This is a genomic window from Corticibacter populi (assembly GCF_004217315.1).
Taxonomy (GTDB): Bacteria; Pseudomonadota; Gammaproteobacteria; order Burkholderiales; family Burkholderiaceae_C; genus Lampropedia; species Lampropedia populi.
The window spans coordinates 870988-885058 of record NZ_SGWR01000001.1 but is presented as its reverse complement, the minus strand read 5'-3'; the positions used below and the strand labels follow the sequence as shown (position 1 = coordinate 885058).

The 14071-nt window shown below is 66.9% G+C and carries 11 protein-coding genes; 3 read left to right on the top strand and 8 right to left on the bottom strand.

Going from position 1 to position 14071, the window contains the following annotated elements; genetic code table 11:
- Positions 1-109: 109 nt before the first annotated feature.
- The 4 genes from EV687_RS03980 to recQ all read right to left on the bottom strand — a co-directional run bounded on the left by EV687_RS03980 (position 110) and on the right by recQ (position 5474).
- Positions 110-1201, bottom strand: a complete 1092-nt coding sequence (locus tag EV687_RS03980; RefSeq protein WP_122226541.1) for a phosphotransferase — start codon at positions 1199-1201, stop codon at positions 110-112.
- A gap of 70 nt (positions 1202-1271) precedes the next feature.
- Positions 1272-1991 carry a Crp/Fnr family transcriptional regulator gene (locus EV687_RS03975; RefSeq protein ID WP_122226540.1) on the bottom strand — a complete coding sequence of 240 codons (720 nt, stop codon included), beginning with the start codon at positions 1989-1991 and terminating at the stop codon, positions 1272-1274.
- Positions 1992-2389: 398 nt separating this feature from the next.
- Positions 2390-3397, bottom strand: a complete 1008-nt coding sequence (locus EV687_RS03970; protein WP_162846541.1) for a dioxygenase family protein — start codon at positions 3395-3397, stop codon at positions 2390-2392.
- A gap of 196 nt (positions 3398-3593) precedes the next feature.
- Positions 3594-5474 (bottom strand): DNA helicase RecQ, encoded by a 1881-nt coding sequence (gene recQ, locus EV687_RS03965; protein WP_242612456.1) that lies wholly within the window; start codon positions 5472-5474, stop codon positions 3594-3596.
- A 211-nt stretch (positions 5475-5685) separates the two neighbouring features.
- Here recQ and EV687_RS03960 point away from each other — a divergent pair, with 211 nt between their 5' ends.
- The gene (locus EV687_RS03960) at positions 5686-6678 is read left to right on the top strand and encodes an AEC family transporter (protein WP_122227180.1); all 993 of its coding nucleotides are present in this window, start codon (positions 5686-5688) and stop codon (positions 6676-6678) included.
- 61 nt (positions 6679-6739) lie between these two features.
- On the opposite strand, the gene nth is transcribed toward EV687_RS03960, so the two are convergent.
- Together nth and trxB are read right to left on the bottom strand one after the other, a co-directional pair.
- Entirely contained in the window at positions 6740-7396 is a 657-nt protein-coding gene (gene nth, locus EV687_RS03955; protein ID WP_122226538.1) for an endonuclease III, read from the bottom strand.
- 145 nt (positions 7397-7541) lie between these two features.
- On the bottom strand, positions 7542-8504 hold the full coding sequence (trxB, locus tag EV687_RS03950) for a thioredoxin-disulfide reductase (RefSeq protein WP_122226537.1): 963 nt from the start codon (positions 8502-8504) through the stop codon (positions 7542-7544).
- A 237-nt stretch (positions 8505-8741) separates the two neighbouring features.
- On the opposite strand from trxB, the gene EV687_RS03945 reads away from it, so the two are divergent.
- Both EV687_RS03945 and EV687_RS03940 read left to right on the top strand, forming a co-directional pair.
- A complete protein-coding gene (locus EV687_RS03945) occupies positions 8742-11315 on the top strand; it encodes a DNA translocase FtsK (protein ID WP_162846540.1) in 2574 nt (857 codons plus the stop codon).
- On the top strand, positions 11308-11718 hold the full coding sequence (locus EV687_RS03940) for a thioredoxin family protein (protein WP_162846539.1): 411 nt from the start codon (positions 11308-11310) through the stop codon (positions 11716-11718). Before EV687_RS03945 ends, EV687_RS03940 begins: the two co-directional genes overlap by 8 nt.
- Positions 11719-11725: 7 nt before the next feature.
- Here the strand turns inward: EV687_RS03940 and EV687_RS03935 are convergent, their stop codons facing one another.
- Both EV687_RS03935 and EV687_RS03930 read right to left on the bottom strand, forming a co-directional pair.
- Complete coding sequence (locus tag EV687_RS03935; protein ID WP_122226534.1) at positions 11726-13474, bottom strand: alkaline phosphatase D family protein; 1749 nt, start codon at positions 13472-13474, stop codon at positions 11726-11728.
- Positions 13475-13654: 180 nt separating this feature from the next.
- Positions 13655-13990: a YegP family protein gene (locus tag EV687_RS03930; protein WP_122226533.1), complete on the bottom strand. Its 336-nt coding sequence runs from the start codon at positions 13988-13990 to the stop codon at positions 13655-13657.
- Positions 13991-14071: the final 81 nt, after the last annotated feature.

The following is a 14071-nucleotide window of genomic DNA, read 5'->3' as shown; positions in this document are numbered from 1 at the left end:
TCCTCTTGGTGGTGTGTTCTGGCGGTGCGCGGTGGGTAGGTGGCCAGCCGGCCGGCCGGGGGGCCGGCATGGGCTGGAAGGATGGGAAGAAGGCGGGCCTTGGATGCCTTCAGCGTCTGCGTTGCTGGGCCTGTGCCCAGGCCATTTCGGCGAGGGGGCGGGCGTTTTCGCCCTGCGCCCGGGCGCGGGCGCTGCTGGCGAGGCCTTCCTCGGCACGCTTGGCGATGCCCTGCAGGATGGCGGCGAGGCGGAACATGTTGTAGGCCAGGTAGAAGTTCCAGTCGGCCTTGAGCTCTTCCGCGGTGGCAAAGCCGGTGCGCTGGCAGTAGAGCCGGATGTATTCATCCTCGCTCGGGATGCCGAGGCTGGCCCAGTCCAGGTCGGAAATGCCGCGGAACACGCCGCTGGGAATGTGCCAGCTCATGCAGTGGTAGCTGAAGTCGGCGAACGGGTGGCCGATGGTCGAGAGCTCCCAGTCGAGCACGGCGATGGCGTGCGGCGCGGAGTTGTCGAACATCAGGTTGTCGAGGCGGAAGTCGCCATGCACGATGGAACTCAGGCTCTCGTCACGGGCCGAGGCGGGGATGTTGTCGGGCAGCCATTCCATCAGCCGATCCATGGCCTCGATGGGGCGGGTGACGGAGGCGCGATACTGCTTGCTCCAGCGGCCGATCTGGCGCTCGAAGTAGTTGCCGGGCTTGCCGTAGTTCTCCAGCCCGCGCGCCTTGTAGTCGACCGTGTGCAGCGCGGCGATGACGCGGTTCATCTCCAGGTAGATGGCGCGCCGCTCCTGGTTGGTGAAACCGGGCAGGGCCTGGTCCCACAGCACGCGGCCGGCCTTGAACTCCATGATGTAGAAGGCACGGCCGATGACCGATTCGTCCTCGCACAGCGCGTCCATGCGTGGCACCGGCACATCGGTGCCGGCTAGGCCGCGCATCACCGCGAATTCGCGCTCGATGGCATGCGCAGAAGGCAGCAGCTTGGCCTGCGGGCCGGGTTTGGAGCGCATCACGTAGCTGCGCTGCGGCGTGATGAGCTTGTAGGTGGGATTGGACTGGCCGCCCTTGAACATCTCCACCGTGAGCGGACCGGCAAAGCCGTCCACGTGCTGCTGCATCCAGGTGGCGAGGGCGGGCACGTCGAAGGCGTGCTGGGCGCTGACTTCGCGCGTGCCGATGAAATGCTCGAATTCACTCATTTGCCAGGGTCTCCTTGTGTTTGCATGGGGTGCGAGGGAGCCCTGGCGTATGTGTCGCGGCGGTCGGCCGCTAGTCGGCCGCCTCCGATATGCGCAGCAAGGCGTCCCGCTTGAGAATGACCAGTCCGCCGGGCTCGATGCTGATGATGGCCTCGCGCTCCATGCCCTTGAGCTCCTGGTTGACGCGCTGGCGCGAGGCGCCCAGCAACTGGGCCAGCTCCTCCTGGGCCAGTTGCAGGCCGATGCGGATGTGCCCACCCCCGGCCAGATCGGCAATCCCGTAGCTGCGCGCCAGATGCAGCAGCTGCTTGGCCAGCCGCGCGCGCAGCGGCAGGGTGTTGAGGTCCTCGACCAGCCCGTACAGGCCCCGGATGCGCCGCGCGTGCAGGCGCAGAATGGCCTGGTAGAACTCGACGTGGGTTTCGAGGATCTTGAAGAAATCGCTCTTGGAGACGCACACCACGGTGGTCTCGCCATGCGCGTACGCATCGTGGGTGCGCTTGTCGCCATCGAGCAGTGCCACGTCGCCGAACCAGATGCCCGGCTCGACATAGGTCAGCGTGATCTGCTTGCCAGTCAGCGAGGTCGAGCTCACGCGCACCGCGCCCTTGGCGCAGGCGATCCATTCCTCGGGCGTGTCGCCACGCGCGCAGATCAGTCCGCCGTCCTTGTACCGTTTGACGTAAGCGCATCGCAGTATGTCGTGCCGCAGTGAGGGTGAGAGTGTGCTGAACCAGCGACCGGCATTGATCGCTTCACGTTCCTGCATGGTAAGAATCGGTTCGTCCATGGCGTGTCTTTTGAGTGACTGGATGATGAAGGGAGAAGGGTTTTCGCGTCGGTGCCAGGCACCATGGCGGCGGCGCGGAGGCGCGCCGGGTGGCGCAAACGGCATGGTCAAGGCATGGGCCGGGGGTTTGTCTCCATTGGCATGGCGGTTTTTTGGTGTTCTTGTCGGCAGCCATGATAAGGCAAGGACGAACCGCTCACGCGCGCGCTGCCCTTCGTGCTCCTGCGCTCTGCTGGTTCCCCATCCGGGCCGGCTGCCGCCGCGCAGGCCTGGCCTGGGCTGACCTCTGGCAGGCAGCGGAGTCGGCCCCTGCCGTTGTTCAGCAGGGGCCGATCGGGATCGATGGCCAGGTCGCGTCAACAGGCCACAGGGATCGCGAAAAGCGCGTAAACAGGCCCTCAGGGCGCCTGGAAGCCGGGCGGGGGGCGATGACCGCGCCCCATCGATCTTCCAGGGCCGCCCGGTCCGGCGGGGCCGCCGCCATGCGCTCCCCTGGCCTCGCACACCGGCTCGTCGGCTGATCGGCGCACCACCAGCGTCTTGTGGGCGAACATCACGCCATCGTCCATGCGCTGCACATCGAAGAGATAGGGCTGCTTGTCGGTTTCGCCGCCGACCACGTTGTCGGTGTCCAGCGTGGTGTCCGGCTGGCCGAAGCCCTGGTAGAGCGGATGCTGGCCGAAGACATCGGCATTGAGCGCATCGCTGAACAGCAGTTGCGTGATCACGCTGCTGGGGGCGCGGTCATCGGCCAGGTAGTCGCCCAGTTGCACACGCAGGTGGATGTGCACGGCCCGGCTGCTGTACCAGCCGGGATAGCAGGTGTTGAAGTGCACGACGCCGTCGGCATTGCTGCGCTGGTAGCCGCGGAAAAAACGCTTGTCCAGGTCGTCGGCGCTGTTGTTGCACATGCGCATGATCTCGCCCGAATAGCCGCCGGTGTAGTTGGTGTGCCAGACCTCGACCAGCGCGCCGGCCAGCGGCTGGCACCGCGCATCGACCACCCGCAATGCCAGGCGCAGCGGAATGCCGTCCCAGCCGTCGCTGATGTCCTCGCGTTCCGGCGACTCGGTGTGGCAGGGACCGATGGTGGTCATGCAGGTGAGGTGGCAGGCGCCTTGCAGCGAAGCGCCGAAAGGATTGGGGAAACGCGTCCCCGCTCCGATGCTGCGGGTGCCTCCGCCGGCCCATGGGCCCGGCGCGCCGGCCGGTGTTGCTGGCGTGACTGTTGCTGGCGCGGCAGTGACGCTGCTGCGGCAAGCACCCAGCTGCGCCGCGAGCAGCGCGCCCCCGGCCAGTTGCAGCAGGCCGCGCCGGCTGGTGAGGGCCTGCCGGCCGGGTGCGGCGGCCGGTGCTGGAGCGCTGGGCGCCGCGTTGGTGTGGGGGAGGTTTCGGAATTGCTTCATGGCGATTGCTGCCGCGCAGATTGCTGCGCGGCCCTGGCGGTGAAAACGGCTGGCACGCCGGCAGCGGGCGGCCACCGGCCCGATGGTAAGGCGCGCATGCAAAGCTGCGATGAAGATGCCGCTGGCGGTATGTGAAGCCGCCACCCCCGCGAGGAAAAACGTGGATGGGCCGGGCCGCTTCGATTGGCGGCGCGCCTTACTGGTGGCGGGGGATGCTGCATACGCGCAGCACTTCCTCGCCATAGGCATCGAGCTTTTTCGCGCCGATGCCCTGTATGTGCTGCAGCTCGTCCAGGCTTTGCGGGTTGTGCGCGGCGATGGCCACGAGGGTGCTGTCGTGAAAGATCACATAGGCCGGCAGGCTGTGTTCGCGCGCGACTTCGGCCCGCCAGGCCTTGAGATCGGCCAGGCGCGCGCTGGCGGCGGCGTCCAGCGCCTGCGCGGCCTGGTCGGCTGGCCGGCCGGAAGCCGGACGTGTTGGCCGCCGGCTGCCGCGCTCCTGCCGCGGCGCGGCCTGGCGCAAATGGATGGGGCGCTGGCCGGCCAGGATGTCGCGCGCTGCCGGGCCCAGCCGCAGCGTGTTGAAGGCCTCGGCATCGGTCTGCACGGCATCGAGCGCCAGCAGCTGCCGCAGCACGCTGCGCCACTGCTGTTCGGAGAGATCGGCGCCGATGCCGAAGGTGGACAGGCGCGCGTGCTCGTGCTGGTGCACCTTGTCGGTGGCCTTGCCGCGCAGGATGTCGATGATGTGCGCGGCGCCAAAGCCGATGCCGCTTTTCTGTTGCACGCGCCAGACGCAGCTGAGCAGCTTGCGCGCGGCCTCGGTGGCATCCCAGGTCTGCGGCGGGTTCAGGCAGTTGTCGCAATTACCGCAAGGGGCAGACTGCTCGCCAAAGTAGGCCAGCAGGCGCTGGCGCCGGCAGTCGGGTGCCTCGGCCATGGTCAGCAGCGCGTCGAGCTTGCTGCGCATGACCTGGCGGTACTCGGCGCTGGCGGGGCTGTGCGGGTCGTCGATCATGCGGCGCTGGTTGACCACGTCGGCCAGGCCATAGGCCATCCAGGCATCGGCGGGCTGGCCGTCGCGGCCGGCGCGGCCGGTCTCCTGGTAGTAGCCTTCGATGTTCTTGGGCATGTCCAGATGGGCGACGAAGCGCACGTCGGGCTTGTCGATGCCCATGCCGAAGGCGATGGTGGCGGTCATCACCAGCCCGTCCTCGCGCAGGAAACGGTCCTGGTTGCGCTGGCGCTCTTCGGCCGAGAGGCCGGCGTGGTAGGGCAGGGCGTTGACGCCCTGCATGCACAGCCATTCGGCCGTTTCCTCGACCTTCTTGCGGCTCTGGCAGTAGACGATGCCGGCGTCGCCGTCGTGCTCGTCCTCGATGAAGCGCAGCAGCTGCTTGCGCGCATCGGTCTTCTCGACGATCTGGTAGCGGATGTTGGGGCGGTCGAAACTGCTGACGAAAACGCGGGCTTCCTGCAGCTGCAGCCGCTCGATGATGTCGGCGCGGGTGATGGCATCGGCGGTGGCCGTCAGCGCCAGGCGCGGCACACCGGCGTAGCGCTCGTGCAGCAGCGTCAGCTGCCGGTATTCGGGGCGGAAATCGTGGCCCCATTGACTCACGCAATGCGCCTCGTCGATGGCGAACAGGGCCAGCTGGCCACGCTGGTGCAGGGCGTCGAGGAAGTCGAGGAAGCGCGGCGTGTTGATGCGCTCGGGAGCGGCGTAGAGCAGCGTGGTCTCGCCGCGCCAGGCACGTGTCTCGACGGCACGGCTTTCCTCCATTGTCAGGGCGGAGTTCAGGTAGTCGGCCGCCACGCCGACTTCGTGCAGCGCGCGCACCTGGTCATGCATCAGGGCGATCAGCGGCGAGACCACGATGGAGAGGCCATGGCCCATGCGCTGGCGCGCAATCGCCGGAATCTGGTAGCACAGCGACTTGCCGCCGCCGGTGGGCATGAGCACCAGCGCGTCCTGGCCGGCGATGGCGTTGGCCACGATGTCCGCTTGCAGGCCGCGAAACTGCGGATAGCCAAAGGTTTGCTGCAGGATGTCGAGAGCCAGGGAGGAGCCTTGCACGGGGGAGGATGGGTCTGCGGTGATGGATAACAGCCGGCATTATCCCCTGTGTGCCGCTGCCGCCGGGCGAAGGCGGGACCGTTGCATGGCGGTGGTCATGCCCGGCAACCGCGCCGCCGGGGCGACAGCGCGGCCATGCCGGGCGCCGGGTTTGCGGGCAGAATGGCAGCGACCCGGCATGGCCAGCCGCATGCCATGCCCCATCTTCACCATGTCCGATACGATTTCCATCATCTTCCCGGTGTTCGGCCTGATTCTGGCGGGCGTCGTGTGCCGGCGCCTGGATGTGCTCGGACCGGCTGCGGCGTCGGAGCTCAACCGCTTCGTGGTCTGGCTGGCCCTGCCGGCCATGCTGTTCCTGGCAATGGCGCAAGCCGACTGGCAGGCGCTGTACCAGCCCGGCTTCATCGCCACCGTGGCGCTGGGCGGCCTGGGCTTGTTTGCGCTGGTGGCTGCGGTGCAATGGTGGCGCGGCGGCGATCTGGCTGGCGCCACCATGGATGCGCTCACCGGCGCTTACCCGAACAGCGGCTATATGGGCTTTCCGTTGATGCTGCTGCTGTTTGGCGATGCGGCGCTGGTGCCCACCACCATCATGACTGTATTGGTGGTCTGCGTGATGTTCGCCTGTGCGATCTTGCTCATCGAGCTGGCGCGCCAGCGGCAGGCCGCACAGCAGAGCGGAGCCTGGATGCTGGTGTGGAAGGTGGGCGGTGCGCTGCTGCGCAATCCGCTGATCCTGGCGCCCCTCGCCGGTGTGGCGGTGGCGGCGCTGGGCGGACGCCTGCCGGCGGCCGGCACGGCATTCCTGGGCTTGCTGGCCGCCGCGGCCAGCCCCTGCGCGCTGGTGAGCCTGGGCCTTTTTCTTGCCCAGCACATGCGCCAGACCGAAACCGCGGTGGCAACGGAGACTGCGGCCGTCTCGGCGCCTGCGCGCAGCATGGTATGGATGCTGGTGGCGGTGAAGTTGCTGCTGCAGCCCTTGTTGACCTGGCTGTTGGCCGCGCACGTGTTCCGCCTGCCTTTGCCGCAGGCGCAGATGGCCACCATCCTCGCGGCATTGCCGACCGGCACGGGCCCCTACATGCTGGCGGACCTGTATGGCCGTGACGGCACGGTGGCCGCGCGCACGATCCTGATCTCGACGGTGGCATCGGTGCTGACCGTCTCGGCGCTGGTGGCCTGGGTGCGCAGCGGGGCCTGAACCCCTGTCCGGCGGCATGGAGCATCAGGCGCCAGGCGCAGCGAATGCGCCGGACCTTGCTTCAGCGCGGCGTTTGCGAGCCCGGTGCCGGCGTCTTGGGCTGGTAGTCGCACCACTGGCTGACACGGCATTCCCAGCAGCGCGGCTTGCGGGCCTGGCAGACATAGCGGCCCAGCAGGATCAGCCAGTGGTGGGCATGCACGGCGTATTCCTTGGGTACGCGCTTGAGCAGTGCCTGCTCGACGGCCAGCGGCGTCTTGCCGGGTGCCAGGCCGGTGCGGTTGCCGACGCGGAAGATATGCGTATCCACCGCCATGGTGGGCTCGCCAAAGGCGACGTTGAGCACCACGTTGGCGGTCTTGCGGCCCACGCCTGGCAGTTGTTCGAGTTCCTCGCGGGTGCGCGGGATGTCGCCGCCATACTGGTCGACCAGAATCCGGCAGGTGGCCAGCAGGTTCCTGGCCTTGGTGCGGTAGAGACCGATGGTCTTGATGTAGCCCTCCAGCCCATCGAGACCCAGGTCCAGCACGGCCTGGGGCGTGCCGGCCACCGGAAACAGCTTGCGCGTGGCCTTGTTGACGCCGGCATCGGTGGCCTGGGCCGACAGCAGCACGGCCGCGAGCAGCTGGAAGTAGTTGCCGTATTCCAGCTCGGTCTTCGGATCCGGGTTGGCCGCCTGCAGCGCGGCGAAGAAGGGGGCTATGTCGCTTTTTTTCATCGTGGCCCGTGGTGGCACTGCACCCTCTGGTGCAACAGCCTTGAATGTGAACAGCTGCCTGGATGTGGATAGGGCGCACGCTCAAAGGCAAAAGGGACAGCGGCCCGCCCGGCGGGGTGCTGTCCCTTTTGGGAGCGTCCGGGAATCAGTCCTCGTTCTGCTCCAGGAAGCGCTGGGCGTCGAGTGCCGCCATGCAGCCGGTGCCGGCGCTGGTGATGGCCTGGCGGTAGACGTTGTCCTGCACGTCGCCAGCGGCAAACACGCCGGGCACGCTGGTTTGCGTGGCAAAGCCGTGATGGCCGCCGCGCGTGAGGATGTAGCCATCCTTCATGTCGAGCTGGCCCTGGAAGATCTCGGTGTTGGGCGTGTGCCCGATGGCGATGAAGGTGCCCTGCAGCGGGATGTCCTCGGTGCTGCCATCCTGCACATGGCGGATGCGCACGCCCGTCACGCCCGAGTCGTCGCCGAGCACCTCGTCGAGCACGCTGTGGAGCTTGAGCACGATCTTGCCGGCCTGCACCTTCTCCATCAGCTTGTCGATCATGATGGGCTCGGCGCGGAACTTGTCGCGGCGGTGGATCAGCGTGACTTTGCTGGCGATGTTGGAGAGGTACAGCGCCTCTTCCACGGCAGTGTTGCCGCCGCCGACCACGGCCACTTCCTGGCCGCGGTAGAAGAAGCCGTCGCAGGTCGCGCAGGCCGACACGCCCCGGCCCATGAAGCTCTCTTCCGAGGCCAGGCCGAGGTAGCGGGCCGAGGCGCCAGTGGCAAGGATCAGGCTGTCGGCCGTGTAGGTGCCGCTGTCGCCGGTGAGTGTGAAGGGGCGCTTGGAGAGATCGACCTGGTTGACGTGGTCGAAGATGATGCGGGTCTGGAAGCGCTCGGCATGCTTGAGGAAGCGCTCCATCAGTTCCGGCCCTTGCACGCCCAGCGGGTCGGCTGGCCAGTTGTCCACCTCGGTGGTGGTGGTCAGCTGGCCACCCTGGGCCATGCCGGTGATGAGCACCGGCTCCAGATTGGCACGCGCCGCATAGATGGCGGCGGTGTAGCCGGCAGGGCCTGAACCCAGAATCAGAACTTTGGCATGTAATGTATTGGATGTGCTCATGTTTTTTCAACCTGTTTGGCAATCGGATGGCGCAGGCAGGCAGCCTGGGCGATAATCGGGCGCTGACCGTCCGGCGGTGCTGCACCACAGCATTGTAAGAAGTCGGGGCCCCGCCAACATGGCGGGCCGGCAAATCACCGCTGGCGGACATGTGTATCGGGCGCGCGCCGTCCCTCGCGCCCCACTCCCCGCGCCGGGCGCCACATGCGGCTGCTGGCGAGGGCTGATCGACCAACCATGCGTTCTTCTTCGAGTAATACCTTCAATTCTGCGGCGCCGCTGACGCCGCAGGGCTTCTTCAGCCGCTTTGGCCAGGATGTGCTGCTGTTCGCCACCCTGGTCGTCTGGCTGGCCTGGGTGTCGGCGCTGCTCAGCTATGCGCCGCAGGATCCGGCCTGGTCGTCTTCGGGCGCCGGGAGCGGGCAGGGCGTGCACAACTGGCTGGGGCGCCTGGGCGCCTACTGGGCCGACATCAGCTATTTCCTGCTGGGGCACACCGTCTGGGTGCTGGCGGCGGCGCTGGCGCTGCTTTGGTGGTGGGCCTTTCGTGGCTGGCTGCAGGGCAAGAACCAGCCCCGGCCCGATGGCCGCCTGTTGATGGCCCGGCTGTGGACGCGGCGCATCTGGTGGCTGCTGAGCGTGGTGATCCTGTTGTGCGCCTGCGCGGTGCTGGAGTGGACGCGCCTGTACCGCTATGAGGCGCTGCTGCCAGGGCATTCCGGCGGCGTGCTGGGTTACTGGGCGGCGCCGCTGGTGGTGCGCTGGCTGGGTTACACGGGCTCGACGGTGGTGGCCATCGTGATCGCGCTGCTGGCATTCTCATGGGTGCTGGGTTTCTCGTGGGGCCGGGTGGCCGAGCGCTGCGGCGCCTGGGTGGAAAAGTGGGTTGACCGTGTCCGCCTCATGCGTGAGCGCGTGCGCGATGCCCGTGCCGGCCGCCGCGCCCAGCGCGAGCGCGAGCAGCAGCAGGGCTTGCAGGATGTGGTGCTCACGCGCGAGGCGCTGCTCGACGATGAAGCTGCGGCGCACCAAGCCATGCCGGAAGAGCACTTGCCGCCGATGACGGCTGCGCCAATGCCACCGGAGCCCACGCTGGATCGGGGTGATGAACCCAAGGGCCCGCCGCCCACTTACCGCGAGAGCGAAGCGCTGCCCTGGGATGAGGAGCCGCCGCCGGGCAAGACGCTGGCCTCGCTGCCGCCCGAGCAGCGCATGGAGCCGGTATGGGATGACCCGCTGCCGGGCAAGCCCAACGAGACGGCGCTGGTCACCACCCCGGTCAAGCGCCAGAAGCATTTGTTCGACGATGCCAAGAATGGCGCGTTGCCCTCGGTGCAGCTGCTCGACCCGGTGGCGCCCAAGCAGGAGACGGTGACGCCCGAGACGCTGGAGATGACCAGCCGTCTGATCGAGAAGAAGCTCAAGGACTTCGGCGTCGAGGTGCGCGTGGTCGAGGCCCAGCCCGGCCCGGTGGTCACGCGCTACGAGATCGAGCCGGCCGTGGGTGTCAAAGGCTCGCAGATCGTCAACCTCTCCAAGGACTTGGCGCGCTCGCTCTCGCTGATGTCGATCCGCGTGATCGAGACCATCCCCGGCAAGAACTACATGGCGCTGGAGCTGCCCAACGCGCGGCGCCAGTCCATCCAGCTCAAGGAAATCCTCTCTTCGGCCGTCTACGAGGACGAGCGCTCCAAGCTGGCGCTCGGCCTGGGCAAGGACATCATCGGCAACCCGGTGGTGGCCGACCTCGCCAAGATGCCGCACTGCCTGGTGGCAGGCACCACCGGCTCGGGCAAGTCGGTGGGCATCAACGCCATGATCGTCTCCATCCTCTTCAAGGCCGATCCGAGCGAGGTGCGCCTCCTGATGATCGACCCGAAGATGCTGGAAATGTCGGTCTACGAAGGCATTCCGCACCTGTTGTGCCCGGTCGTCACCGACATGAAGCAGGCCGCGCACGGCCTCAACTGGTGCGTCGCCGAGATGGAGCGCCGCTACAAACTCATGAGCAAGCTGGGCGTGCGCAACCTGGCCGGTTTCAACGCCAAGATCAAGGCCGCCAACGAGGCCGGCGAGCGCATCGGCAACCCTTTCAGCCTGACGCCCGAGGAGCCCGAGCCGCTGGAGCCGCTGCCGCACATCGTCATCGTCATCGACGAGCTGGCCGACCTGATGATGGTGGTCGGCAAGAAGATCGAGGAGCTGATCGCCCGCCTGGCGCAAAAGGCGCGCGCCGCCGGCATCCACCTGATCCTCGCCACCCAGCGCCCCAGCGTGGACGTGATCACCGGCCTCATCAAGGCCAACGTGCCCACGCGCATCGCCTTCCAGGTCTCCAGCAAGATCGACAGCCGCACCATCCTCGACCAGATGGGCGCGGAAGCCCTGCTCGGCATGGGCGACATGCTCTACATGAAAGGCGGCACCGGCCTGCCGGTGCGCGTGCACGGCGCCTTCGTCAGTGACGACGAGGTGCACCGCGTCGTCGAGTTCATCAAGCAGAGCATGGGCGAGGCCGACTACATCGACGGCGTGCTCGATGGCGTCAGCAGCGAGAACGAAAGCGACTGGGCGGTGGACTTCGAAGGCACGCCGGCCGGCAGCGGCGGTGGCGAGAAGGACCCGATGTACGACCAGGCCGTCGAGGTGGTGCTCAAGGACCGCAAGGCCAGCATCTCTTACGTGCAGCGCAAGCTGCGCATCGGCTACAACCGCTCGGCGCGGTTGCTCGAAGACATGGAGAAAGCCGGTCTCGTCAGTGCGCTCACCAGCAACGGCCAGCGCGACATCCTGGTGCCAGGCCGTGAATGATGCAGGCCTGAATGCGGCGCCGGCTGCCGACGCCTGGGGCAACGAGGCGCCGCTGCGCCTGATTGGCCTGTGCGCCGCCTGGTGCGGCGTGTGCCGCGAGTTCGAGCCGGCCTTTCGCCGCCTCGCGGCCGAACACCCGCGGCTGCAGGCTGCCTGGCTTGACGTGGAAGACCCGGATGTCTCCGACGCCCTCGGCGAGATCGACATCGACACCTTCCCGACCGTCGCCTTCGGCCGTGGCGACCAGCTGCTGTTTTGGGGCGCCATCCTGCCGCAGCCGGCGGTGCTGCAGCGCATGTTGGCCGATGCGGCGGACTCGCATTCCGGCTCTGACGCTGCGGCGCTGGCCGAGCAACCACATTGGCAGCGCCTGTGTGCGCTGGCTTTCGGCAAGGCTGCGTAGGCAGGCTTCAAGCGAGGCTGGCCGAGCGCTCCAGCGTCACCGTGTAATCACGGGATTTGACGGTATCGAGCATGTACCAGTGGCCGGTGGTGGACTGCTGCGTGAACTCCATCAGCAGAAAGCCGCGCTGGTGGCTGTTGAGGTATTTCAGCGTATCGACCACGCCCAGGAAGACCTGCTGGATCTGCTCCGGAGCAAAGCCGCTGAGGTATTCCTCGAAGCCGGGTGAACTGACGCTGGTGGTGGCGAACTCCTCGCCGACCTTGGTGCCATCGAGCAGTGTCAGATCGCTGTGCCAGGCGTTGTGGGTGTCGCCGGCGAGGACCACCAGTTGCTTGCCCAACTGCCGTGCGGTCTGCAGCAGCGTCTCGCGTGCCACCGGGTAGCCGTCCCAGGCGTCGAGGTTGTAGCCCAGCAGGGGGTTGAGGCTGGTATCGAGCAGGGCCTGTTGCTGCTCGGTCAGCAGTTGGGGGGCTTGCGCTGCAGTGGCCTTGGCGGTCAGGTAGGCTTCGATGGCCTGTAGCGCGGCCTGCTGGGCATCAGGTGTCAGGCTGTCGGCATTGAGGTGCTGCAGGATGGAAACGGGGAACTGCATGCGGGCCATCAACACCTGCTGGCCCAGCACTTGCCAGGTGGCGCCCGACTGCGCCAGTTGCCGGGTCAACCACTGTTGCTGCGCGCTGCCGAGCATCTGCCGATCGGTGGCGCTCAGTTGGGCTGTTGCGGCGGCCGCGGTGGCCGGGTTGGCCAGCTCGCTGATGGCGATTTGCTGGTCGCGGCCGCTGACGCGGGTTTCCAGCATGTGCAGTGACAGCAGGTCGCCGAAATCGAAGCTGCGCCAGATCTTCTGCAGATCGCTCGAGGCATCGGTGCGGATCGGCAGCCACTCATGGTAGGCCTGCAGTGCGGCTCCCACGCGTTCGGCGAACACACCTTCGGTGCTTTCGTCGTGGTTTTCGGCTCCTTCGCGCCAGGTGTCATTGGCGATTTCGTGATCATCCCAGATGGCAATCATCGGGATGGCAGCATGCATCTGCTTGAGGTCCGGATCGCTGCGGTACTGCGCATAGCGGCGGCGGTAGTCATCCAGGCTGATGATTTCGTGGGCGGGATCGACCACGCGGTCCAGTGCCTGGGCATCGCCCGAGGCGTAGCCACCAGCCGCGTATTCATAAATGTAGTCACCCAGGTGCACGGCGTATTCGGCGCCGGTCTTGAGTGCCTCTGCATAGGCATGAAAGTAGCCGGCCGGGTAGTTCGAGCAACTGAAGACGGCCAGGCTGACGCGCTCGATCCCCGCCGCAGGCAGGGTGCGTGTCAGGCCCACGGCCGAGACGTGCTGGCCGGCGCGGAAGCGATAGTAGTACTGGCGGCCCGCTTGCAGACCGGTGGCGTCCACCTTGGCGGTGAAGCCGGTGGCGGCGCTGGCCAGTGTCTCGCCGGAGGCCACGAGGCTGCCGAAGGCCGGGTCGGTGGCGACCTCCCAGGTCAGCGCAACCTCATCCGACGCGGTGTCAAGGCTGCCGTATTTGGCATGGGTCCAGAGAATCACGCGATCGGCCAGCGGGTCGCCGCTGGCGACTCCATAGTCGAAGCGCACGGGCTCGTTGGGGCTGGAGCCATCATCCGGGCTGGTGCCCGGGGCATTGTCATCGTCGCCGCCACAGGCGGAGAGTACGCCTCCGGCGGCAAGCGTTGCGGAAATGGAGCCGATGCGGATGATGAAATCGCGGCGGCTGCGAAAAGGCCTTGTCATCGTGGAATCCTTGGTGGGGCAGGCCCTGGCTGGGCCCATGGGTGCCCGCGCACTGTAGGTTTCGAAGATGACAGGCGCTTGACGGATTCGCGATGGCAAGCCTTCGGCCGCGCCAACGGGCCAGGCCGCTGGCCTGGCATTCAGGCGCTCAGGCGTTCCAGCGGTGAGGTCGTCAGGTCGTCAGGTCGTCAGGTCGGCCAGGGTGGCGTCCGGTGCATGCTTCTTGACCGATTCGATGCCGTTTTCCAGCGCCGCCTTGCTGGAATAGGATTCGCTGGTGCCAATGACCTGGCTGTTGCCGGCCAGCAGGTTGAAGTAGGGTTCGTCCTTGACATTGGTCTTGCGGTCATAACGCGCGTCCAGTGGTGCATTGGTGCGCACCGACTCGATGCCGTTCAGGGCGCCAGCCTTGCCCTCATAGTTTTGGCTGGTCAGGATGACCTGGCCATTGCTGGCCTTGAGATTGAAGCGGTACTTGCCGCTGTCGGTCTTCTTCAGTTCGAATTTCCCACTCATGCTGCAGCTTCCTTTGCGTTGGATGGACAAAAGCCCACCTGCGCCAGCCGCTGGCCGTGTGGCCACGCCTGGCTTGGCTTG

What these genes read in the sequence shown, in the direction of transcription:
- EV687_RS03930 (WP_122226533.1), bottom strand. Translation starts at nt 13,990, where the DNA reads ATGAGTGGGAAATTCGAACTGAAGAAGACCGACAGCGGCAAGTACCGC.
- EV687_RS03980 (WP_122226541.1), bottom strand. Translation starts at nt 1,201, where the DNA reads ATGAGTGAATTCGAGCATTTCATCGGCACGCGCGAAGTCAGCGCCCAG.
- EV687_RS03945 (WP_162846540.1), top strand. Translation starts at nt 8,742, where the DNA reads ATGCGTTCTTCTTCGAGTAATACCTTCAATTCTGCGGCGCCGCTGACG.
- EV687_RS03975 (WP_122226540.1), bottom strand. Translation starts at nt 1,991, where the DNA reads ATGGACGAACCGATTCTTACCATGCAGGAACGTGAAGCGATCAATGCC.
- nth (WP_122226538.1), bottom strand. Translation starts at nt 7,396, where the DNA reads ATGAAAAAAAGCGACATAGCCCCCTTCTTCGCCGCGCTGCAGGCGGCC.
- EV687_RS03960 (WP_122227180.1), top strand. Translation starts at nt 5,686, where the DNA reads ATGTCCGATACGATTTCCATCATCTTCCCGGTGTTCGGCCTGATTCTG.
- EV687_RS03970 (WP_162846541.1), bottom strand. Translation starts at nt 3,397, where the DNA reads ATGAAGCAATTCCGAAACCTCCCCCACACCAACGCGGCGCCCAGCGCT.
- EV687_RS03935 (WP_122226534.1), bottom strand. Translation starts at nt 13,474, where the DNA reads ATGACAAGGCCTTTTCGCAGCCGCCGCGATTTCATCATCCGCATCGGC.
- trxB (WP_122226537.1), bottom strand. Translation starts at nt 8,504, where the DNA reads ATGAGCACATCCAATACATTACATGCCAAAGTTCTGATTCTGGGTTCA.